This is a genomic window from Paenibacillus rhizosphaerae (assembly GCF_014192015.1).
Classification (GTDB): Bacteria; Bacillota; Bacilli; order Paenibacillales; family Paenibacillaceae; genus Paenibacillus_AQ; species Paenibacillus_AQ rhizosphaerae.
On sequence record NZ_JACHXJ010000006.1, the window covers coordinates 331,762 to 354,671 of the forward strand.

Consider the following 22,910-nt stretch of genomic DNA (forward strand, 5'->3'; position numbering starts at 1 on the left):
CGCTTGCCGCCGTCAACTACCCAAATGTTATCATGTAAGCGTTTTAGTTAATTTCACTATTGTCTCTAGTAATTGGATTATCGTTAAAACTTAAAATGGCTTGCCCATCACCTGTTTTCGGAACTGGTTCGGGGAAATGCCCGTGTATTTTTTGAAAATCCGGCAAAAATACGCGAGCTCGTTGAACCCCGTGGCATAGCATACGTCCGTGATGGACATGGACGGCCGCTGCAGCAGGACAAGCGCGTTGGATATCCGTAAATCGACGAGATAGCGGTTGAAGGTCTTGCCCGTCCACTCCTTGAACAGCCGGCAAATCGTCGGCTTCGACATGTTGGATATGGCGCATATATGCTCCAGCTTGATATCTTCATGCGCATTCCGGTCGATGTATTCAACGACCTTGTTCATCGTGTCGCGGTACCTTTCGATTTTTTGGAACCCGGCCTTCACCAGTTCCCCATTCACCTGGCGGATGATGATCGACAGCAGCTGTAAGAGGCTGGCCTTCAGCACGATTTCAAAAAAGGGCGTCCGCTCCTCGTATTCCCCGAGCATGTCCTGGAGCAAACCGCGGATTCTGCCGTCCGTGACACCGTCGAAGGCGATCTGCGAATGCGGCGTGCAGTCCGACTGCGAGAAATGCCTCAAATACTCGGCGTCGAAAAACCTCCGCTCTCCCGAAGGATCCGCGAAGCGCTCGTTGATGAAGGACGGCATAAATTCGCAGCCGAGGATCTCCCCCTCGGTCTCGAAGGCCTGTACGCGATGCAGCGTAAAGGGAGGAACGAGGAACAAATCGCCTTGCCGGATCCGGTACTGCCGATTGCCGATCGTGTGCACGAACTCGCCTTTGGATACGTACCAGATCTGATAATAGTCATGGAAATGGGTGGACAGGCTGACGAGGGTGTTCATCCGGTACATCTTGCAGTGCAAATCCGCCAGCATCTCGAGCTTGGAATTGAAATAGATGACTCCGGCGCGGGTCAATCGATCGATATCGAGCTTTTTCATTCGGCATGACTCCTCTCAATTGATACGGAAGTACAATCTTTCCCCCCGCGAATCGCCTAGAATGGGATTCAAAAATCAAGGGAGGCTTGCACTTGCATGAAGACTAAAATCGCTTATCTGGATGGTTTAAGAGGACTGGCAGCCTGCGTAGTCGTGGTTTCCCACTTTTGTCAAATCTTCGCACCGTCCGTCTTCGAAGGAAAACCGGAAATCGCCCACTTTCCCTTTGAAGGCTTGGCCGCGCGAACGCCGCTGAACCTGATGTTCAACGGCAACTTCTCAGTTTGCGTCTTTTTCGTGCTGAGCGGATACGTGCTGAGCTGGCGCTATTTTCTCACGAAGGACAAGATGCATATTTACGCGTCCGCGCTGCGCAGGTTTTTCCGGCTCGCCATTCCGGCTTCGCTGTCCGTTTGCCTCGCTTTCGCGGTTATGCGGCTGGGCTGGGGATATTTTGACGACATCCGCCAAGCAACCCAATCATCGATGCCCGATCCGTTCACGGCCAGCCCCCGTATTCTCGTCATGATCCAGGAGGCGTTGTACCACACCTTCTTCACTTATGGATCCGCTTACAATCCTGTGCTATGGACCATGACCTACGAGCTGCTGGGCTCCTTTCTCATTTTCGGATTTCTGCTGACCCTCGGCCGCTTCAGGCTGCGGATCATCGGTTACGCCGCTCTTGCGGTGCTCCTCGCCGACTCCTATTACCTCGGATTCGTGCTCGGCATGGTGCTCAGCGACCTGACGTACAGCGGCCGCAACCTGCTGACCGCCGTTCTTCCGCCTTGGAGCGCTCCTTTGTTCCTGGGCGCCGGGCTGTTTCTAGGCTCTTTCCCTTACGTTGGGATCGATAACACCATCTACTCCATCTTGGTATGGAAAGGCTCGTCCGCCTTTTCGTTCTTCGTGTTCTACCATACGCTGGGCGCTGGCCTGACTTTGACGGCCTTGCTCATCTCGCCCCGCCTCAAATCGCTATTCGGCCGGCAGCCCTTCCTCTACCTCGGCACCCTATCCTTTTCCCTATACCTGGTTCACTTCACCGTCATTTGCTCGCTTGGGTCCTATCTGTTCTATCAGTTCCACCTCCTGTTCTCTTATGGCCTTAGCACAGTCCTCACCGTTATCCTAACAACTCCCTTTATCTTTGCATTAGCCCATCTTTACTGCCGGTTCGTCGACGCTCCCACGCTGGCAATGCTCAGTCCATGGAGCAGGCGGGTCATGGATCGGCTGGTTCGGAAAAAGTCCGGCCGCATGACGGTTGAAAAATCGAAGAGTGTATAGCACATGACTGCTGGCCAACCCGGTCTAATGCAAAAAAATCTCCATAGACTCGTTTCCAGCGCCGTCGTGCGTTGGCAACGAGTCTCCATGGAGATTGCATACTGCGCTTATATGGATTCAGGCGCAACGCAAAGCAGCCATTCCCGTTCTCCGGATAATGGCTGCTTTGTTCTGTTCCTGCCGCTTACAGGCCCTCGGGCAAATCGATCCAGCGATACGGCTGCTTGAAGGCGATCCGGCCGTTTTCAATGATCGACATGATAGCGACCGTCTCGGCAGGCGGCACACTCACCTGTCCGGTCTCGAAAAACGCCACCAGCTCCTGAATGAAGCGCTGAAAATAATCCGAGACCGGCTGCACGACGCGGCAGGTACCCGAATCGTAGTTGACGGCCATCATGAACGGACAGCCCGGACCCGGCTGTTGGATCGTAGCCTGCCGGCCGCCAGCGAACTCGATCAGAAGGGCCGGCGCAGCCTCCGTGCCGACGAACATGACGCGCTTCGCGTCCGTGCCCATGAGCGCGACGACCGGTTCGATCTGGTGGATCGAATAGTTCTCGAACGAACCCGGGCCAAGGCTCGAAATCACCCGAATCCCTGTGCGCTCGATCTCCCCGTATTCGTCGGCATAACGCAGCGCGGACGATGAAAACAGCGGTGTGTGATGCTGTGCAGCCCGCTCGAACAGACGCTTGGCGGCTGCCCGGTCAGGGGCAAACGTCTTGTCCACGTACGTTGCTTTCCCCGAGGCGAGCGGCAGCTCCGCCAGCGGCTCATGCTGCTCCGGGTTGTCAGGCGACAGCACGATCAGATAGTCGCTTTGGGCGATCACCTCTTCGATCGTGTCGCACCACGTTACGTCATGCTTTGCGCACCATTCCCGATTGGTCATCCCATGCTCCGCGTCCTTGACCGCATACGCCAAGGCGACCTCCATCGCCCCGCCCGAGGCGTCCCTGATCCATCCGGGGTATTGGTTGGCATGCCATTCGTCCAGGTAGTAGTCGATAAAGCCGATTTTCTTCATGCCGGTGCCACTCCAGCTTCCGTTAAGGAAATCTCACGGCTGTCTTCGGAGGATTGGTAAATGGCCTCGATCATTTGCGCAGTCAGAATCACCGTGTCAATGTGCGACGGCAGCTTTTCACCGGAATGGATGCCCGCGATAAAGCCGTCGATCTCCTCCTGGAACGCATTGGTCTTCGGATAGTTCGGCGTGCTTTCAATCAATGCGCCGTGCTTCGCCGAATACAGCGTAAACTCCTGACCGTACTGAAGGCGAATACCCGCCTTGTCGCCGAGGAAATCGATGTACGTTTCTTCCACGCCGATGTTTTGCGCCCAGGCGCCGTTGACCGAAATCGACGGGCCTTCGGTCCGAATCATGGCTGTCACGAAGTCGTCGACGTCATAGCTGCCTTCATAGTTTGGTGGGCCCGCCCACATGTTCAGGTAAGCGTAATTCTGCATATCTTTGCCCAGCTTGGAGTACGCCTGCCCCGTCACCGTCTTCGGCCGCGGATCGCCCGCGCAGTACATGACGATATCCAGATAATGAACGCCCCAGTCGATCAGCGCCCCGCCGCCGGCGACCGCCTTGGTCGTAAAATCACCGCCGAGGCCGGGAATGGAGCGATGCGCGCGGAAGCTCACGACGACGTGGTACAGCTCGCCAAGCTCGCCGCTTTCGATCATCCGCTTGATGATGTTGACGCCTTTATTGAAGCGGTTGACGACGCCGATGTTCAGCGTCATACCGGTTTCATGCTGCACCTTCTGCATCTCCAGCGCTTCCCGGTACGTCCGCGCCGCCGGCTTTTCGCACAGCACATGCTTGCCCGCCCGCATGCAGTCCATCGCGATCTGAGCATGAACGTTGTTCGGCGTGCAGATCGATACCGCCACCACCTCCGGATCCTCCAAAATGACCTGATAATCCTCCACTGCCGTGCCGCAACCGTACTGCTCGACCGCTTTCTCGGCCCGTTCCTTGCGAATGTCGCAGAAATACTTGATATCGGCATCCTTGTTCGCCACGTACGCCGGGATGTGCGCATTGTTGGCAATGGTCCCGCAGCCGATCACGGCTGCAATCGTTTTTGACATAACCAGTTCCCTCCGATGGTCTGAACCCGGTCAGGCAGATCCGGATTGCAGAGAGTATTTTGACCGGCAAAATGATTCAAAAAAAAATGCCATCAGCCTTCTCAGCTGACAGCATCTCATTCGTCTATCGTTCACGGCCAACTTACCGACATGGTATCATGTAAGCGGTTTAGTTGATTTTACTATCGTATGGGAAAATAGGATTATCGTATCCGTTTTGATATCCGCAGGGGTGGCGGTTTTCGAAGATCCCTGGTTCATGTTCAGTGTTATATACTCTTATCTACACATACCGTCAGGCGCTTTTCAATATCAGACGCAATGCTCATCAAGGCATCGTTCTCTGCCAGCCCGATCAATGCCGTTGGTTTCGGCATGCCGATCTTGGTTGTTCCGTTCTCCACGTATATGGCCAGCTTGCACGGCAGGAAATATCCGACCAACGCATCTTCGGACAATACCCGTTTAGCTTCAACCGGGTTACAGACCTCCAGGATCTCATACGGCATATCGAACTCAACACCCTTTTCGTGAAGCTTCTCCTTCATGTCCAACCGCCAAAGGACGCCGAACTTTTCCGCCTTCAGGTTTTCTGTTAGAGCTTCAATCGCTTGTTCAATCGTTTTGGTCGTTTCAACCGTGTAATGAAACATCGCATGTCAGCCTCCCGTTTTGATCTCACCATTAGGTTAACTTAACCAAATATAATCATGGATATTACTTACGCGACAGTTTTCCGTTCCAGGCGCCCAGGCCGCCCTGTAGATGCCCCAGTTCCTTGTGCCCGTTTTTGAGCAGCATCTTCGCCGCGCTTTTACTGCGCATACCGCTTCGGCAGTAGAGGAGCACCGGTTGATCCTTCGGAATTTCAGAGAGCAATGAGGGCATTTGGGACAGCGGTATATTTCGGGCCCCGGCAATAAATCCTCCCTTAAATTCACCCGGTTCACGAACATCGATCAGTATCGGTTTACCCGGCTTCTTCATTTCGTTATGAAACTCCTGCGCGTTTAGGTTCCGGAGTCCTTTAACCGGTTTTAACCTCGAATATACAAACCATGCGAACAGCGCGATGACAACGATATTGATGATTGTACCCATTTGCAAAATTCCCACCACCTTTAGCTTTAGCTTTCGCTTGTATCAAAATAGACAACATCATCCCAGTTGTTCATGCCTCCCGTCATATTCACCACGTCGAATCCTTTTTCGCTCAGCAGTTCACACGCAAGGCCGCTGCGATTGCCACTGCGGCAAATCACGATGATCTCCTTCGATGAATCCAGCTCATGCAGCCGTCCGGAAAGCTGCCCGAGCGGAATATGCTTGGCGCCTTCTACATGACCCGCAGCCCACTCCTCGGGCTCGCGAACATCCAGCATATACAACTTCTCGCCTTGATTCAGTCTCGATACCACTTCCTGTGGTGTCGTTGCTTTGGGAAAATTAAATGCCATGCTGTTTCACTCCTTATTTTCGTTACCAGCGGCCTGTTCGGCCAGATAGATCACATGAATAACACAGATCCAATGAATAACGTTCCCTCGGAGTATATCCGAGATGAACCTTCGTATTTATACACATACCCCTATAGGTATATTAATAGCGATTTGACCCCTTTGTCAACTTTGGTCCTTCCCTTAGAAGGAATTACCAATAGGAACAACGCATCCCAAACCAGGACCCTTCATTCATATTCAGTTCATAAAGCTGCTTTATTATCTTCCTACAAGGAGGAGATGAAATGAGTACGATGAAAATAGAAATGTTATCTGTGCCTGGAGCAAGCATCCACTACGAGGTTCGCGGAACGGGCCCTGTGCTTCTGATGATCCACGGAGGATGCGGCGACGCCGACGTATTTCTGGAGGTCGCGGATCTGCTTGCCGATCAATATACGGTCGTCACTTACGACCGCCGGGGCCACTCCCGCAGCAAGCTCACCAATCCGGCCGAAGATTACCGGATCGAGACGCATAGTGACGATGCTCACCACCTCTTGGCCGCGTTAACCGATGAGCCGGCATACGTTTTCGGTAGCAGCTCCGGCGCGGTCATTGGACTTGATCTGACGATGCGCTATCCCGGCCAGGTGCGCGCGTTGATTCCGCACGAACCGCCTTTACTGGATCTTTTACACGGCGATGAACGATTAAAGGCCAAGACAATCATGGAGGACCTGATCGCCGATCACCGCAAGTTAGGCTTATTCCCGGCTTTTTTCAAGTTCACTTCATCCATTGGACTTCAAAACGACGACGGCAACAGCCCTTCTTCGCCGCCGAGCGATGAGCAAAAGGAGCGCATGATTGCAAATATGGAGTACTTCATGACGAATGAAGCTCCGGGTGTGCTCGGTTATGCTTTCAATCTGGAGCAGCTCCAAACTGCGTTATCTCATTCTATAGCACAAGTCTGCCCCGCTGTAGGCAGTACCTCCAGACATTATTTTCCCACCCGCTCCGCCGAAGGATTGGCAGAACGTTTAGGAGTTGAAATCTTCGAGTTTCCGGAAAATCACATTGGCTACCAGGTGCAGCCAAAGCCGTTTGCCGAGCGCCTGAAAGACGTTTTGAGCTCACTAGGGTAGTATTAAAAACCGCTCTCTACCGCCATTACACAAGAATAGCCAAGAAGGCGATGTTCCCCCTCTTGGCTTTTTCCCATATCTCATAATGACTGATGAATGTCAGTGAGGAAATTGTTGGAGCAATGTCCCTAGGAATATTTTTTAGGTCATATGAAGAATCATGTAATTCGCCGTGATTGTGCGATTATTCCCCAGGCGCAGCAGCCGGTTCGAGCAGGAAATCGTTCTCCCGGAAGCTGTAGCCGCGGATTTGCCCTTTCGGGGCATCATCGACGATATAATTAACGACATAAATTTCTCCGTCCTCGAATTGCACCCAGCCCGAATAACCGAGATCGGACACCGGACTGCGGTCGTAGTCGACCGGCATGATACGAGTCCATTGATCTTTCCGATTCTCCGCGGCAGCCGACTCCTGATCCGTTATCGCTGCGAAAAAATTTTGCGTCCATTTGCCAAGCCAGCCTTTGCCGCCTTGCATAAACCGGTATGTAATCAGCACAGTTCCGCTTTGGAGCAGTCCGGCTACGGGGCGGTGACAACCCGGCAGAGGGGTTCGGTACAGCTCGCTCCAGCTTTCTCCAGAGTCGCGGGAGATTGTTTTATAGCAATCCCATCCTTCGCCTGAATTTTCGCGCAGGAAAGCGACTAGCGTGCCGTCCTGCAGCGGAAGGATGCTGACTTCGCACAGCTTCAAGCCCTCCTGCGAGGCTACGAGCACCGGCTCCGACCAATCTTTACCTTCGTTGTCCGAATAGCGGAGCCACTGGCCGTTCCGGTCGTGAGCCGAAAGCAGCCATCGTCCGCTGGGCAGCTCACACAGCTTATCCGGCACGATCCCTTCCAGCGGCGTTTCGATCGGTCCGGACCATTCCGTTCCTTCATCGTCTGCGAACCATAAATAATTCCTTGCATTGGTTTCTTTGGCCCCGGAGATCCGATCCGCAACGATCGCGAGACGTCCTCCGCTCAGCCGGGATATCCGGGCGCAGTTCCAATAAGGCCTGCCGCTCGTCGTCTCGGTTAACGCCCGCTTATTCGTCCAGGTTCTCCCCCGGTCCATGCTTTCGATCAATACAAGCCGTGAAGCGGAACGGTCGCCGTGATGGGTCGTTTGGGTAAAGACGCAGATCAGCTTGCCTCCTCTTGTCAGGACAACATCGGGCCAAGCCTCATACCAGGTATCATCGCGGCTGATTTTAAATTTTTGGATCATAGACTTTTCTCCCCTTTTCTACACTTAAGATGTCTGATATTGCATAAAAATGGTCGATTTCCGCCTGCTGTTCCGCGCTAAACCGTTTCAGCGGCTGACGGGCCGCGGGATTAGCGATGATGCCTTGCAAGTAAAGCATCCGCTTCTCGTACGGAATAACGTCGTAATCCAGCATATGGGCGATCACGGCGTTCGTCTTCACTTGCAGCTCCCGAACGGTATCCCAATTGCCAGCCGCTTTCACCTCGTACATCCGGAGGAACGGATCCGGCATCATATTAAACGTACTGCCGATTGCGCCGTCCGCCCCGAGCAGCAATCCTCCGGCCAGTACTTCGTCATGGCCGTTCCAGATCAGGAAGTCGTCCCCGCACCGGCTCCGGATCTGCTGCATCTCGAATAAGTTCATTGAGGTGAATTTGACTCCGAGACACTGCGGGTTCCGCGCCATCTCCTCATAGAAATCGAGGGATAGCTGAACGCCGGTTGCACCTGGATAATGATAAACGATCATGGGCAGGCGCGATGCCGACATAATCGAAGTGTAATGCTCCTGGATTTCTTGCAAGCCGACTTTATAATAGAAAGGAACGACGGCAGAGATGGCGTCTGCCCCGGTTTCTTCCGCATGACGCGCCAGGCTCATGCTTTCCATCGTGCTGACAGAGCCGACATGCGAAATGACGACGGCGCGGCCTTTGACCGCTTCGACGACAGTCTCCAGTACCTTCCTCCGCTCCTCAGACGTAAGAATGAAGCCTTCCCCCGTGCTGCCGCCGACATAAAAGCCATGAATGCCGCAGGCGGTCTGATGCTCGACAAGCCGGGCCAGCGAATCGGGGTCCACCTCGAGCTCCTCGTCCATCGGAGTAACTAGTGCTGTGAATATTCCTTTGAATCGATTTCGGTCCATCTTATTACGCTCCTTTAGCCTTTAATTGAGCCGACCATGATGCCTTTCACGAAGTATTTTTGAATAAACGGGTAAACAAACAAGATCGGCAGCGTGCTGATGATGATCACCGCGGATTTAAGTGCAGCTGCCGGCGGAGGATCCCGGATATATTCGACTTGCGTCTCATCCTGAATGACTCCCGTCAGCAAAATATTGCGCATGATGACCTGAATGGGCAGTTTACTCTGATCGTTAATATAGATCGATGCGCCAAACCATTCATTCCAGTGGCCTACAGCGTAGAACAGCCCGATCGTCGCGATCGCGGGCATGGAAAGCGGCACGACAATTGACCATAATATCCGGGCCGGCCCTGCCCCGTCAATAATCGCTGATTCCTCCAGCTCCTCTGGCAGCGCCTGAAAGAAGTTTCTCATGATGAACAAATTCCAGGCGCTGATCAGACCGGGTACGACAAGCACCCAAAGCGAATCCTTGAGCCCAAGCTTGTCGATCAGCATGTAGCTCGGAATAAGGCCGCCCGAGAAAATCATCGTAAGAAAGATGAACGATACAATGGCGTTCCTTCCCGGAAGCGTCCTCCGCGCAAGCCCGTAAGCCAAGGTGGCGGTAAACAGCAGGTTCAGGAAAGTCCCGACGGTAACACGGAACAAAGTCACCTTATAGGCATTGAAAATAATCATCCCGCGGTTCAGAAGCATATCGTAAGCTCCGAAGTCAAGCTTCTCGGGGATGAGGATAAAGGCTCCTCTCCGCATCGATTCCTCAGTGCTGACGAATGACGTGGACAGGATTGCCAGGAACGGAACGAGAAATGCCAGGGAAAGGAGAGTAAGCGCCACAATATTAAAGACCTCAAATACTCGTTCGGATGCGGATGCTTTCCGTAAACCCAAAGGATGGACACCTCCTACCAGATGCCGGACTGGTTCATTTTCTTGGACACGTAATTCGCGCCGAGAATCAGAACCATAGCCAGTACGTTTTTAAACAAACCGACGGCCGTCGCGAAGGAATAATTTAAATTGGTCAAGCCTTCCCTGTACACATAGGTGTCGATAATATCCGCCACTCCATAGACGGAGGGGGAATACAGAAGCAGCACACTCTCGAACCCTGCGCTCAGCAAGCCCCCTATCGACAATATCAGCATGATCGCAATAACCGGCGCTATACCGGGAAGCGTAATATGCCAAGCCTGGCGGAAACGGTTCGCGCCGTCCATTCTCGCCGCTTCGTACAATCCGGGATCAATCCCCGACATTGCTGCCAAATATAAAATGCTCCCCCATCCTATCGTCTGCCACACATGGGATATGACGAGAATACTGCGGAAATAACCCGGGCTTCCCAGGAAATGATAGGATTCTCCCCCAAAAGCGACGATCAGGTTATTGATCAGGCCGCCATCGGTCGAGAGCAGCATCATGACAAGACCGGCCACGACGACGGTGGAAATAAAATGCGGTAAATAGGAGATCGTTTGAACGATCCGTTTGAACGCCGCGTTACGCAATTCGTTAAGCAATAACGCAAGCAGAATCGATGCCGGAAACCCGAATATGAGCTTGTACCCGCTGATGAGCAGCGTGTTTTGCATCACGTTCCAGAAATAATAGGAGTTCCAGAACCTCTCGAAATGTTTAAGCCCGACCCATTCACCCGTCAGGATGGCGTCTACACCTTGGAACGGAGAGATGTCCTTGAAGGCGATGATGATGCCGAACATCGGAATATAGTCGAAAACGAGAAAATACAAGATTCCCGGCAGAATCAGTAAATAGTAGAACCGGTGCATTTTGATCGCCGGCCATAACCGCCTCCTCCCGACGGCGCGTAATTCGGCGGGCGATTCGGAAACTTCTGCATTCAACGCTTCCATTGCCCATTCCCTTCCTTCGGTTTCGGCGGAACTCCTGTGCTTCACTCACTTAGAAAGTTCGTCCTCCGCCAAAACGATCATTTCTTCTTCTCGTTGTACTGTCTCGTATACTCCTCGATCCACTGATCGAGTCCGGCCTGATACAGCTGCTCGATGTAGCCGTCGAACTCACTAATCGGCCTAGCCCCGGTCACGAATTTGACCAGTTCCTCGCTCCTCAGCCGGTCAATGTCGCTGTTCGTCGGAATATTCTCCGCAAGCGCATCTTTATCGTAGATGATCGTAGAGTCGATAGGCATTTTGGCGACCTCGAGATTCAGCGCTTCCTTCGTCAAATAATCGGCATGCATTTTTTTCACTGGATCGTTGAAGGCGTATTTCAGCTCCGTCGCCGTGCCGAGCGATACCATATATTCGCCGGCGTACGTAATATCCGGAGTCGTCAATTCGATATCGAACTTGTTGTCGCCCGTGTACCTCCAATCCTTACCGAATGCCGCCGTCAGCGAATTTGTCGGAATATCCTGGTATTGATGGTTAATAAACTTCATGACGGCATCCGGATGCTTCGCTTTTTTCGTAATGACCATCGAAGCGGTGCTGCCCGGGCTTGCGGTCATCAGCTTCCCTTTTGGCCCTTCGATGCCGCGGATAATTTCGTATTCTGCGCCTTCCGGGAGCGACGGCTTAATCTGAGGGAACAGAAGCGTGATCCGGGAATACCACATGGATGACATCCCGACCCGGTTCGTTTTCAACAGCTCGAGCGGATCGAATTTGGAGAAGGATTCTTTGTAGATATAGCCCTTCTGGTACCAATCGGCCATTGTCGCCATGAAATCCTTAAATCCCGGAGCCAGCTCCGCCGGCTTCAGTTTGTTGTCCGCGGGATCGATCCAATTGCTGTTGCCGTCCTGCAGAAATCCGCCCATGAGCGCATTTTTGATCCCGTTGAGGTCCGTCATCATCGGGATGGTATCGTCCTTGCCGTTACCATCCGGATCCTGTTCCTTGAATGCCTTCATCACGGCTTCCAGTTCCTCTAGATTTTGGGGCATTTCGAGATTCAGCTTTTTTAACCAGTCGGAACGGACCCAGATCGGATAATGAACGGAAGGCTCGCCGCGGGGGATGCCCCAGATTTTTCCGTCCTTGTCCGTCATATACTCCCAAGCTTCCTCCGGCCATGCTTTCTTGATATCCTGGCCGTATTGATCGAGCAAATCGTTAAGCGGAATGATGGCTCCCTTCGAGGCGTAATCGTCCCAATTGCCCTGAAAGGTATCCACTTCATCGCTCGAGCCCAGCATCAGGTTCAGCTTCTCTTCTGCCGAGCCGGTAGGCGGCACGATAGCGATCGGCTCGATGCCCAACGTATCCATGTAATGCTGCTTCATTTCTTCCAGCTTTTCAGGTACGCTGCCCTCCGGCTTCTGATTCAGCGCGCCTGTATTCTGATAAATGTAGATTTTAGGCAGTTCCTTCGTTGGGCCTCCGCTTTCCGTTGCCGTAGGCGCGGGATTATTGCCGTTCCCCCCTGAACATGCTGTCAATGCGACGGCAGTCAGCAGAGCGGCAGTGACAGCCCCCGCTTTTTTTCCGAACATACCGTTTCCTCCTTTGCGATTGATCCCGGGGACTCCGGGTCATCAACAGCATAAACCTGACTGTAAGCGTTTTAAATATCAGCCTTTTGACATCCGTACCGCGATTTTGATATGTCAAAAAATCAATATCCGCCTTCCTGCTGCGATTAGGCGTGTCGCAGGAGAACAGAGGATGCCAGGTTCCTTTTATCCGTATAATTTTTTGTATTCGCCGGGTGTGATGCCGATCGAATCTTTGAATACCTTTATGAAATAGTGGGAGTTGCTGTAGCCGACCCGCTTTCCGATATCGCCGATTTTCATGTTGCCGCTCTTCAGCAGCTCCTTGCTTTTTTCGATTCGGATCTGTTTTAAGTAATCAACGAACGGCTGACCCGTGATTTGTTTGAATAAACGGCTGATATACGCGGGATTGAGATTAAGCCGCTCCGCGGCCAGGTTAAGCGACAAATCGCTTGCATAGTCCAGCTCCATCATCGCAATGACGCGTGAGATATGATGATGCCCTTTCGCGTTCAGCTCCCGCTCGATGCGGCCGGCGGCCACTGGGATAAGCTCATGGAACCAGACGCGGATTTGATCCATCGATTCCAGCTCCAACAGCTCCCGGTAAAGATTGCGCCCGTCGCCCGACACGCTCCCCGTGTCTGCTCCAAGCTCGTGGTAAGCGTTCATAATCGCAGTCAGCAGCTGCATGAACAAAGGCTGGATCTGGTTGTAATGAAGCATGCCTCTGCTGGCGTTTACTTCTTTCGCGATCAGGTCGAATGTCTGGAGGGCTTCGCCGGTTCTCGCCGTCTTGAACTGGCTGATCAGTTTCTCCTCCAGCTGCTTCGGGTAGACGTAGACGCTTCCACTGTCGATCCTTACATCCTCAATGGAGATCAGCTCTCCGTCCCCGTACAGGATCCGGTATTTCAACGCCTCCAGTGCCTCCTCGAAGGCAACCGGCAGCTCGAAGGCGGTGCGGCATACCCTTCCGATTCCGGCCGTAACCCGTATATGCAGCGACTCCTCCAAATACTCGATCAGCTCCTGTCCGAGCCGGAACGCATCCTGCCGGTTCATGCCGGACTTATTGACGACAATCGCGATCACCTCTTTGTCGGCTTCCACCGCCATTCCGCTTGGCTGGCTCTCCAGCCACAGCTCGGCCATCTCCATGAAGCGGAGCTTGAGGAGATCTTTGGCGATCGACTGCTCGGCCTCGTCTCCGCCGCCAGGGGGAAGATTCCATTGGAATACAATCACCGCCAAATGTTCCAGGTCGAGCTCGATCCCAAGATAAGCTTGGTTGACGGCGATTTCGTCCAAGGTCATCCGATGCTGCCGAAGCAGCGATAACTTGAACCGCTCCCGCTGGAAAGGAAGACTTTCCCCGAGCTTCTCTTTGTAATAATCCCGCTCGTCTAACGCGGACCGAACGTATTGCCCAATCGAGCCAATCTCGTCGAGCGGAGCCGACTTCTTATCCGGATCGCTTCCGATCATTTCCTTCAGCAGAGAGATCGGACGGTACAGGCTTCTTGAAGAAAAATAAACGAGCGTAAGCGTGATGAGGACAAGAAGAAGGGCGGAGAGGAAGATCATTTGCTTGATGGAAGAGGTCCCTTTCGATAAGGCTTCCATATCTGAAATATTAATAAAAGTCCAGCCGAGCAGCGGAGATACGGAATAACTGACCAGTTTGTCGCCGCCCCCCATTTCTGTCTGGTAGGAGCCAGACGTACCGACGATTTCAGCGCTCCCCGGCACGATTTGACCGATCGGCCGATGAAGGCTGCTAGACGCGGAATGGAACAAGACGCTGCCCGTGGAAGAAACGACATAGATATCGTCATTCCGATTGAGCTTGTTCAGAATATCGTTATAGATCATTGAGGCGTTCAGATTGACGATGAATGCGTTCTTATCATTATTCGTGCGATAGACGATGGTCAGCAGATCTTTCTCGCCGGAATACTGTTTGGCTGCGCGGGTATCCATAAAATCCGCGGTAAGTTTCATGCGGTCAAGCGTCCCGTACCAGCCTTGGTCGTAGAAATCATCTTTCGCGAATTGCCGATTGCTCCCCTCGTTTTCCGAAGTCAGAATCAGGTTTTTGCCGCCGTCGTAGAAGTAAACGGAATCAACAAACGGATTGGTTAAGCGAAAAGAATTGATCGTCAGGAGCATCCGTTCTTTTGCTTCCAGATAACTGTACAGCGCCGGCAAATCTTTCTGCTTAAAGGGACCCTGGGCGTCCTCATAATAGCGGCTGTTCGGAAACTGTTCGAATTCCTGGATCGACGGATTCATCGCCAACAGATTGGAGTTTTCTTTGATCCGGTTCAAAATCATTTCCAGCGCGTTCACGGTCTGATCCAGATATTGCAGCTTGTTCGCCCCCGTCTCTTGCCTGAAGGTGGACGAGACTTTAACGAGCGCGAAAACATCGGACAGTAGACTCGGGACGATGGCGATCAACGCCGTCGTCATGACGAGCTTGATATAAAATGATTTCCGCCGCAGCCCGTGCATCCAGCCGCGTTTTCCGATTCCCATCTCCAATTTGATCAACCCCCCAACGATTCACGACATTGTAAACGCTTACAACATAGAGTGGAAAAGTAACCTTAAAGCCGCGGCCACTCTTTCCGCCTAAGAAACGGCCGCGGCGGAGCTACATCGAGCTATCCCTGATGATGAGCTCCGGCTGCAGAACCTGTATGCCTCCGCTATCCGAATCCAGTAGCGCTTCGGCGGCCAGTTTGCCCATTTTGTAGGTCTGGAAACTGACGGAGGTCAATTTTACCGGTAGCGATAAACAAATTTCCGTATTGTCGCAGCCTACGATCGCCAGGTCCCGGCCGACGGCGAGTCCCTTTTCCGCCGCGGCGATGTAAACGCCTCTGGCGATTCTGTCATTGAAGCAGAAAAACGCATCCGGTTTATCGCTGCCGTCCAGCATACGGAGCGCGCTTGCATAGCCTTCTTCCTCCGACTCGAAGGCGGTCTCGAAGGCGACCAGGTCCCTTCGGGCCGGCAGGCCCGCTTCGTTAAGCGCGCTTAGGTAACCCATGTACCGATCGGAAGAAATCGAATACAGCGGCCTTGAGATATAGCCGATCATTCGTCTTCCAGCATCGATCAAATGCTTCGCGGCCAAATATCCAGCGAAAAATTGATTTGCGATGACTCTCGGCGCGGCGATGTCTTCAATCGTCCTCTGGCAGAATACGAAGGGGATCCCAGCTTCCTGAAGCCGATAAAATGGCGTCAAATCCGCCTTGCCGAAAATGGCCGGCACGACAATCAGCCCTTTCACCTTGCTTGCAATCATCCGATCGATATGTCTGGACTGTTTCGCATATTCATCATCTGTATTGCAGATGATGAGATTCATTTCATGCTCGTTTGCGACGTCGCCGACGCCCCGCGCGATATCCGGATAATTGTAATGCTGGATGTCCGGAATCAGCAGTCCCCAGCTTTTAATTTCCACGCCGTCTTCCCCGTCCAAAGCCGTGGTCGCTTCGGCGACATAGGTGCCGCTTCCGTCCCGCGAATATAAATAACCTTCCCCGATCATTTCAGAGATCGCCCTCTCGACCGTCGTTCGGGCGGCTTGGAACGTATCGGCAAGCACGTTCCTTGAAGGAATGCGGTCATGCGGCTTCATTTCCGCGATGAGGCGGATCAGTCGTTTCTTAATTTCTAGATAGCGAAGCGGCGTCGTAGTCATCGGTTCCTCCGTAAATCTGTATGACAGATATTGATCATGCATACCGATTATAACCCGGACTTCCGGCTGTTTCCATCCTTTTCTTCCGGAGGGTTAAAATGAAAATAAAAAAAAGCCACGAACCTGCCGCAGCTCCTATTTTCGTTTATAATGTTCGTCCGTTCAGCTGAACCATTCACATGCCTAACGACGAAATTTGTCCTTTTTGAACGTCGTGGAATTAATAAATAGCTAATGAGTCACTAATCTATTTCATACAAAAAGACCCCTTTCATAAGGGGTCTTACGTTATTCCATAATCGGCTATACCTTTTTTACCGGCCGCAGCACAGCATAACCATATCCCTCTGGGTAATGCCGTTGGTAGTCCTGTTTGATCGCTTCATCCCATTCGTAACCCATGCCTTTGGGGTCGAAGTTCCATGCCACTTCTTCAACGATTGTCATCACAGCGTCATTATCCTTCAGGTAATCGAAAGGCGGGTGAAAAAAGACCAAATATTCCGATTCCGGAATTTCCCTGCATTCCATCCCTTCCGGAACGGGCCCGTCGTACTCCAGTGAGACGGGGATTCCATATAAGTACCCTTTTTGACCATTTTGGTAAAACCATCCCGCCGTCTGACCCAGTTGCCCTGGGAGGGTGTGATTGGACATACTCTCCAGCGTGCCGCTGATCTCGTCACAAGAATGTCCGTTTTCCCAGAAGTCCCCATAGTTTGCTGCGGAAAGGTCCCAAATCCCGATAAATTTGTGTGCCGGAATAAACTCGACTTTGATCTCCGCTGGTTGCAAATGCACCTTGCTCATCTTATCCCGCTCCTTGATCAAATAATGGTAAGGGGAGAATACTTCCTGACGAATAGCCAACTTAATAGGTCGGGGAGCTTTTTGGTAGGCTGCGGGGGTGAGCTGAAAAGCTTTGTTGAACGCACGTGTAAACGCCTCTTGTGAAGAGAACCCGTACTTTAAGGCAATATCCAGAATCCGTTGGTCCGTGTCGCGGAGCTCCAAGGCGGCACGACTGATTCTTCGAGTCCAGACGTAATCCCGTAATGTGATCCCGGTCAATTGGTTGAACTGCCTGGAACAATAATAAGGGGAATAGCCTAACTGCTCCGACATCTTCAATAAAGACGAACTCTCCGTTATATTGGCTTCGATCCAATCCACCATAAGCTGGACCATTTCGTTCCATTCGTACATGGAAGTTCTCCCTCCTTTCCCTTCGATCATAGCACCGGCGATCTTCGCATATTTGATTCGAGTTGCACAATAAATATCTGGCGTTACCAGTGATAAGCCTACCGCGCTAACTATAACGGTAAGTTTAAAGGGCACCTGGGAGGGTGCCCTTTCTGTATATCCAGACTCGTCTATTGACTTAAGTCAATGCAAGGTAGCATCCCCCTGGTTACAATTAGGGTGTTCGAACCAGTTAAGAGCTTACTGGATTCTCTTCTTAATTCGGCTTAGCGACTCGGGGGTGATGCCCAGATAGCTAGCCAGTTGATGTTGAGGTACCCGGTCGATAAGAGAGGGGCGCTTCATGAGAAGTGTCTTGACGCGTTCTTCAGGCGAAGAAGCGATAAAAGCAGCGAATTCCTCTTGGACCTGACTAAAGTTCTGCTCCATCATCCTGCGGGTCATTGATTCCAATTGAGGGTGTTTGTGGTACATGTCCTTTTCCAGATCCAGATCGCCAACGACCATGACCGAATCTTCTGCGCACACGAACGTGTAATCGGAAGACTTATCTGGTTTGTGATGATTGAAAATCGCGATGGCTTGCTCTTCGGTGTAAAAATTGGACGTGACCTCTCTTCCATCTTCATTGATCGAATACTGCCTTACGCAGCCTTCCAAGATGAAATAGCATGCTGTAGGGATAACTCCTTGTCTGAAAAGAACGGTTCCTTTTGTAAATTCCTCTATACGAATTTCGTTCACTATAATTTGCTGATCTTCCTCGTTAAGAGAAGTCCATCTCGACATGTATTTGTATAGAATGTCTTTCATTATTTGTCTCCTTGTCTTCCGTTCTTTCCCCATCTATTTTCTAACATGGGGGAGCCACTTGTAAATGCCCGTTACAAATGATATTGCCTTTAGGAGGGGAAAACCCATGAGAGCCATGGTTCAGATCTCGTATGGTTCACCGGAAGTAGTTGTTCTGCAAGAAATCGCGACACCGTCGCCCGGAAACAAGGAAATTCTTATACGGGTCCATGCTGCCAAAGTTGGGCCTTCTGACTGCGCTTTTCGCAAGGGCGACCCGTTTATGATTAAATTGCTATACGGACTGTCCAGACCGAAATTTGCAATTGGAGGAACCGAATTAGCCGGAGAGGTCGAAGCTGTCGGCAAAGAGGTGAAGCATTTTAAAGCGGGGGATCGTGTTTTGGGCATGAGCGCCAAAAACTTCGGAGCTTATGCTGAATATAAGTGTCTTTCCGAAGAAAGCCCCCTTGCGGTTATACCGGACAACATCACCTATGAAGAAGCCGTTGGTGTCTGTGATGGGGGTGCCACCGCATTGACGTTCCTAAGAGATCAGGCAAAACTGCGGAAGGGACAGAAAGTTCTGATTAATGGCGCCTCAGGGGCCGTCGGTATCTACGCTGTGCAGTTGGCTAAATACTATGGCGCTGAAGTAACCGGTGTTTGTTCTGGCGGCAACGAAAGTATAGTAAGAAAAGCAGGGGCAGACTTCGTCATAGATTATACCCGGGAAGATTTCACGAAGGCGGACAAAGCCTATGATATCGTTTTTGATGCTGTGGGCAAACGCACTTTCTCGGCATGCAAGCGCGTGCTTACGGCTAAGGGAATATATCTGACAACCACACCCAGGTTGTCGATCCTCTTTCAGATGATTCGGACATCTCTGTTTAAAGGCAAAAGGGCTGTTTTTGCAGCAGCGGGGCTTATGCAGAACAAAGCGAATTTGACATTTCTCATGGAACTCGCCAACAATGGAACACTAAGCGCCGTAATCGATCGTCGATATCCTTTAGAACGTCTGCCGGATGCCCACAATTATGTAGAGACCGAACGTAAAAAAGGTAACGTGATCATTCAGTTCTAAAGCCAACCTTTACCCTTTAACTTACCGTTACTTATGGTACGGTTCTCCGCGCTACCTGAAACGGCAAGTTTTAGTGCCATCCTTTGCGGGATGGCTCTTTCTTTAAACTATCGTACCCGTTAATTCAATACTTGAATTGAATCCGAATCATTATCAATATTGATGAATCAACGGAAATATACCGGATTGCACCTGTTTGACTGTTTCGGTTCACGAAGAAACGGCGGTACATCACCATATCGCGCCGCCGTATCTTTACGGTATATTATGCTCTTATTTTCTAAGGCAGTAGAGGTTCTGTCCGCATCATTCTACTATTCAAATTTTAACTGGAGTGAATCACAAATTGGCATATAGCCTATCTTTTGATAGATGCTATTTGATGTGGGATTTGCTAAGTCCGTATATAAGACGCACTTAGTAAACCCTTTATCCAATGCAAGTTGGCTTATTTGCGCCACAATTGAAGTAGCGTAACCCTTCCTGCGTTCATATGGAGGGGTATATACAAATGCCACACCGATGGCCGTCTGCATTTCCCTTGTATATCCTGCCATAGAAACGGGTATCCCGTTGTCCTCTAAAATATAGAGTTTTTTCGATGCTATTCGGTAGAGGTAAGGGTCTGCATCTTGCGGTATGGACATTTCTGTTTTGCCATAACTCCCCGCTGCATAAAATGCTTCAGCCCAGTATGGGAAAAAGTGAATATCCTTTTCATCTAGCAATCGAACGACACCAACCTTTTGAATGTCTGGGTTTACTGCCGTAAGTTCATATATACGTTGGCTCATGGATGTTTTAAAGGTTATTCCCTTGCGCAAGGTATATTCTGTGGCAAAATACTCTGCCAAGGTTTTTTCGGTTATCACACCTGGAATTTCACGGTCTTTCAGCCCATCTATCAGACAGTTTATAGCTTCTGGGTTAATGATGTTGTCTGTTGCATAAAGCGTAATATTGTGTGGAGGTGTCATTATGGCGGTAAGTTGTATGCCCTTAGCATCCGAAATAGTTGCCATAAGCCAATTTACAGGGTCACGCCAGTCTGTTTTGTCTTTTCCTTCATGCCCAATGATGATATTGCCAAGAGGAATCAAATTTTGTGCTTCATGACGCATCAACACATCATAGGTATCATTGTAGAACTCATGCACATCCGTATACAACTTGAATTGCATTGCAATATCACCCTTTCATCCGCTCAGCGTTTTTCCATATTTCTTATACTAATCGTTCTTTCTTACGGTTTGCTGATTTTTCGCCTGCCAATTTCCCCAAAGCCTCAGCATCCTCAAATTCAAGTTGTCGCAATGCCTAACGTTCTGTAACCATCAATTTACTCATTCGATAACCTCCAATTTAATAATTAATTTATGAAGACGCAAAAAAACCCCATCCCGTTAGGGACGGAGTTGCTCCGCGTTACCACCCTGATTGACGTTTATAATAAACGCCCTCTTAGCCATCGTCCAACAACGATGCTTCTTTGTAACGGTAGAATCCCGGGCCCATCTACTATCATTCGGGGGCCAGCTCTGAGGTGATTTTTGGATTCGGATATCCGCTGCCTCGCACCAACCGGCAGTTCTCTGAACGGCATTTCCGGATCTACTTGTCCTCTTCGTCGCTTCTGTAAGCAATGTAATTAGATACACTATAATATCAATGGAATATTCTGTCAATAGAGAAAATCTTAATTGACTTCCTTTTTCTGTCTGGTAATTCAATGCCGAAACAAGTACTAATTCAGACATATATGACAAGGTGGACGGGGCTTTTTCTTTGTCCAGGCGCTGATTCCCCTCGCCCTTCACGATCGTGATCGAGTGCATCCCCCTATGTCCCTTTCTAGCGTTTCCCTGGCCCGAAACCTAACACATATATACAATCCATCCCCCGCAAGGAATTCCACAAAAAAACCTGCCCTTATTTAGGGTACGGTTCTCCGCGGTTGATCTTAAAGTATCCTCCCTTTTACAAATACAGCAGCCTGCTAAATTGCCGGCTGCTGTTGTGTTGTTTTTAAGCTAATTGTTCTCCATAAGCTTTATTAACTCAGTCAGATCTAAAAATTAGGCTCGGATTTGAGCTTGCTGTGATGCTTCATGCGGAGCTTTTCTTACCAGTCCGAAATAAGCGAGCATGGCCGCCGTGCTCGTCGCTAAAATAATCAGGCCTAGCGGAACGGCGGTATTTTCACCGGCGATCCCAACCATAGGAGCAACCACCGCACCTAGCAGAAAAGGGATAACCCCCAGGAGCGCGGCAGCACTTCCCGCCATATTAGCCTGTCTTTCCATGGCAAGCGGAAATGCCGCAGTGGATGTAATGCCGATGGAGCAAACAAAGAAAAACAGCGGGATGACCAAGGCGAACAGCGGACCATGGAATACAGCGACCACTAAAACGACGATGCTTGCCGATAAGGCTACCCATAGGCCAAACAGCAGAAAAGTCTGTTCGGATATGCGGTGCGCCATTCGTCCCACTAATTGCGATCCTATAATCAAGCTGATACCATTCGATCCGAAAAGCAAGGCGAAAACGGCCGGTGTGACGCCATAAATATTTTGATAGATAAAAGGCGTCCCTGAAACATAAGCAAAGACACCGGCGATCATAATTCCCTGTGCCAGCATGTACCCGACGAATTGGCGGTCACGCAAGAGATGTCCGTAGCTGCGCAGCTGGTTTGCAAAGTTGGGTTTCTCGCGTCTTTCCGTGGGGAGTGTCTCCTGCAAACGCCATTTTGTCATTGCCCACAAGTAAATGCCCAGCAGGGAAAGCGCGATAAACACGCCGATCCAAGTCGTGAACGAAAGAATGCCGCTGCCTGCAATCGGTGCAGCAAGTGGACCCAAATTACCTACGAGCAGCAGTAAAGAGAAAAATTTAGTGAGTTCGTGACCGCTGTACAGGTCGCGGGCTATGGCTCGCGAGATGACGATTCCTGCGGAAGCGGCAAACCCTTGGGCAAACCGGAATAGGATGAGCAATCCAATATTGGGTGCGAATGCGCAAGCTAACGAGGAGATGATATACACGGCCATGGAAATCAGCAGCGGATTCCGCCTGCCATACACATCGCTTAGCGAGCCCATCACGAGCTGACCTATGCCTAGTCCAAGCAAACAAGCCGTCAGGCTAAACTGGACGAGTGACGCGCTCGTATTGAAATTTTGAGCGATTTCAGGAAATGCCGGTAAATACATATCAATCGTAAACGGGCCTAACGTCGAAAATAAACCCAGCAACAAAGCCAGGCCGAAAACATTCGGTGCATTATTTGTTCTCATTATGAGTTGAATCTCCAATTCTAGTATGGTTTCTATTTACTGAATAAACATTTTTCCAAACATGTCCGATTGTGCGGCTTATGTTTTCTCCAATCTCCTTTCCTAGTCTTTGTTAGATCGACTGCGATTCCTTGATGTTTAGTTGAAGTATAAGGCCTAGAGTTAACTG

Annotated in this window: 20 protein-coding genes and 1 other annotated feature; of the genes, 3 read left to right on the forward strand and 17 right to left on the reverse strand. The window is 50.9% G+C overall.

The window, feature by feature from the left end; genetic code table 11:
• Positions 1-90 precede the first annotated feature (90 nt).
• Positions 91-1,017 (reverse strand): helix-turn-helix transcriptional regulator, encoded by a 927-nt coding sequence (locus tag FHS19_RS29220; protein ID WP_183585877.1) that lies wholly within the window; start codon positions 1,015-1,017, stop codon positions 91-93.
• Between the two features lie 96 nt (positions 1,018-1,113).
• Here FHS19_RS29220 and FHS19_RS29225 point away from each other — a divergent pair, with 96 nt between their 5' ends.
• Complete coding sequence (locus FHS19_RS29225) at positions 1,114-2,310, forward strand: acyltransferase family protein (RefSeq protein ID WP_183585879.1); 1,197 nt, start codon at positions 1,114-1,116, stop codon at positions 2,308-2,310.
• 184 nt (positions 2,311-2,494) lie between these two features.
• Here FHS19_RS29225 and FHS19_RS29230 read toward each other — a convergent pair whose 3' ends face one another.
• The 5 genes from FHS19_RS29230 to FHS19_RS29250 form a co-directional block, all read right to left on the reverse strand.
• Positions 2,495-3,340, reverse strand: a complete 846-nt coding sequence (locus tag FHS19_RS29230; RefSeq protein ID WP_183585881.1) for a Gfo/Idh/MocA family oxidoreductase — start codon at positions 3,338-3,340, stop codon at positions 2,495-2,497.
• Positions 3,337-4,419, reverse strand: a complete 1,083-nt coding sequence (locus FHS19_RS29235; RefSeq protein WP_183585883.1) for a Gfo/Idh/MocA family protein — start codon at positions 4,417-4,419, stop codon at positions 3,337-3,339. Before FHS19_RS29235 ends, FHS19_RS29230 begins: the two co-directional genes overlap by 4 nt.
• 269 nt (positions 4,420-4,688) lie before the next feature.
• Complete coding sequence (locus FHS19_RS29240) at positions 4,689-5,072, reverse strand: DUF302 domain-containing protein (RefSeq protein WP_183585885.1); 384 nt, start codon at positions 5,070-5,072, stop codon at positions 4,689-4,691.
• A gap of 64 nt (positions 5,073-5,136) precedes the next feature.
• Positions 5,137-5,520 (reverse strand): rhodanese-like domain-containing protein, encoded by a 384-nt coding sequence (locus FHS19_RS29245; RefSeq protein WP_183586307.1) that lies wholly within the window; start codon positions 5,518-5,520, stop codon positions 5,137-5,139.
• A gap of 26 nt (positions 5,521-5,546) precedes the next feature.
• Positions 5,547-5,876: a rhodanese-like domain-containing protein gene (locus FHS19_RS29250; protein ID WP_183585887.1), complete on the reverse strand. Its 330-nt coding sequence runs from the start codon at positions 5,874-5,876 to the stop codon at positions 5,547-5,549.
• Between the two features lie 287 nt (positions 5,877-6,163).
• Between FHS19_RS29250 and FHS19_RS29255 the strand changes: the two genes are divergently transcribed.
• Positions 6,164-7,009 (forward strand): alpha/beta hydrolase, encoded by an 846-nt coding sequence (locus FHS19_RS29255; RefSeq protein ID WP_183585889.1) that lies wholly within the window; start codon positions 6,164-6,166, stop codon positions 7,007-7,009.
• A 184-nt stretch (positions 7,010-7,193) separates the two neighbouring features.
• On the opposite strand, the gene FHS19_RS29260 is transcribed toward FHS19_RS29255, so the two are convergent.
• The 9 genes from FHS19_RS29260 to FHS19_RS29300 all read right to left on the reverse strand — a co-directional run bounded on the left by FHS19_RS29260 (position 7,194) and on the right by FHS19_RS29300 (position 18,373).
• Positions 7,194-8,225, reverse strand: coding sequence for a sialidase family protein (locus FHS19_RS29260; protein WP_183585891.1), 1,032 nt, complete (start codon positions 8,223-8,225; stop codon positions 7,194-7,196).
• Positions 8,209-9,138 (reverse strand): N-acetylneuraminate lyase, encoded by a 930-nt coding sequence (locus tag FHS19_RS29265; protein WP_183585893.1) that lies wholly within the window; start codon positions 9,136-9,138, stop codon positions 8,209-8,211. Before FHS19_RS29265 ends, FHS19_RS29260 begins: the two co-directional genes overlap by 17 nt.
• A gap of 14 nt (positions 9,139-9,152) precedes the next feature.
• Positions 9,153-10,037 (reverse strand): carbohydrate ABC transporter permease, encoded by an 885-nt coding sequence (locus FHS19_RS29270; RefSeq protein ID WP_183585895.1) that lies wholly within the window; start codon positions 10,035-10,037, stop codon positions 9,153-9,155.
• Between the two features lie 14 nt (positions 10,038-10,051).
• Entirely contained in the window at positions 10,052-11,023 is a 972-nt protein-coding gene (locus FHS19_RS29275) for an ABC transporter permease (RefSeq protein WP_183585897.1), read from the reverse strand.
• 77 nt (positions 11,024-11,100) lie between these two features.
• The gene (locus FHS19_RS29280) at positions 11,101-12,630 is read right to left on the reverse strand and encodes an extracellular solute-binding protein (RefSeq protein ID WP_183585904.1); all 1,530 of its coding nucleotides are present in this window, start codon (positions 12,628-12,630) and stop codon (positions 11,101-11,103) included.
• A 186-nt stretch (positions 12,631-12,816) separates the two neighbouring features.
• Entirely contained in the window at positions 12,817-15,174 is a 2,358-nt protein-coding gene (locus FHS19_RS29285; protein ID WP_183586309.1) for a helix-turn-helix domain-containing protein, read from the reverse strand.
• 118 nt (positions 15,175-15,292) lie between these two features.
• Positions 15,293-16,354 (reverse strand): substrate-binding domain-containing protein, encoded by a 1,062-nt coding sequence (locus tag FHS19_RS29290; RefSeq protein ID WP_183585906.1) that lies wholly within the window; start codon positions 16,352-16,354, stop codon positions 15,293-15,295.
• Positions 16,355-16,657: 303 nt separating this feature from the next.
• Positions 16,658-17,560, reverse strand: coding sequence for an AraC family transcriptional regulator (locus tag FHS19_RS29295; RefSeq protein ID WP_183585908.1), 903 nt, complete (start codon positions 17,558-17,560; stop codon positions 16,658-16,660).
• A gap of 240 nt (positions 17,561-17,800) precedes the next feature.
• The gene (locus FHS19_RS29300) at positions 17,801-18,373 is read right to left on the reverse strand and encodes a Crp/Fnr family transcriptional regulator (RefSeq protein ID WP_183585910.1); all 573 of its coding nucleotides are present in this window, start codon (positions 18,371-18,373) and stop codon (positions 17,801-17,803) included.
• A 106-nt stretch (positions 18,374-18,479) separates the two neighbouring features.
• Between FHS19_RS29300 and FHS19_RS29305 the strand changes: the two genes are divergently transcribed.
• Positions 18,480-19,442: an NAD(P)-dependent alcohol dehydrogenase gene (locus tag FHS19_RS29305; protein WP_183585912.1), complete on the forward strand. Its 963-nt coding sequence runs from the start codon at positions 18,480-18,482 to the stop codon at positions 19,440-19,442.
• Positions 19,443-19,756: 314 nt separating this feature from the next.
• Here the strand turns inward: FHS19_RS29305 and FHS19_RS29310 are convergent, their stop codons facing one another.
• Positions 19,757-20,623, reverse strand: coding sequence for a GNAT family N-acetyltransferase (locus tag FHS19_RS29310; protein WP_183585914.1), 867 nt, complete (start codon positions 20,621-20,623; stop codon positions 19,757-19,759).
• A gap of 221 nt (positions 20,624-20,844) precedes the next feature.
• Positions 20,845-21,079: a binding site (T-box leader), on the reverse strand.
• A gap of 438 nt (positions 21,080-21,517) precedes the next feature.
• The gene (locus tag FHS19_RS29315; RefSeq protein ID WP_183585916.1) at positions 21,518-22,741 is read right to left on the reverse strand and encodes a multidrug effflux MFS transporter; all 1,224 of its coding nucleotides are present in this window, start codon (positions 22,739-22,741) and stop codon (positions 21,518-21,520) included.
• Between the last annotated feature and the right edge of the window lie 169 nt (positions 22,742-22,910).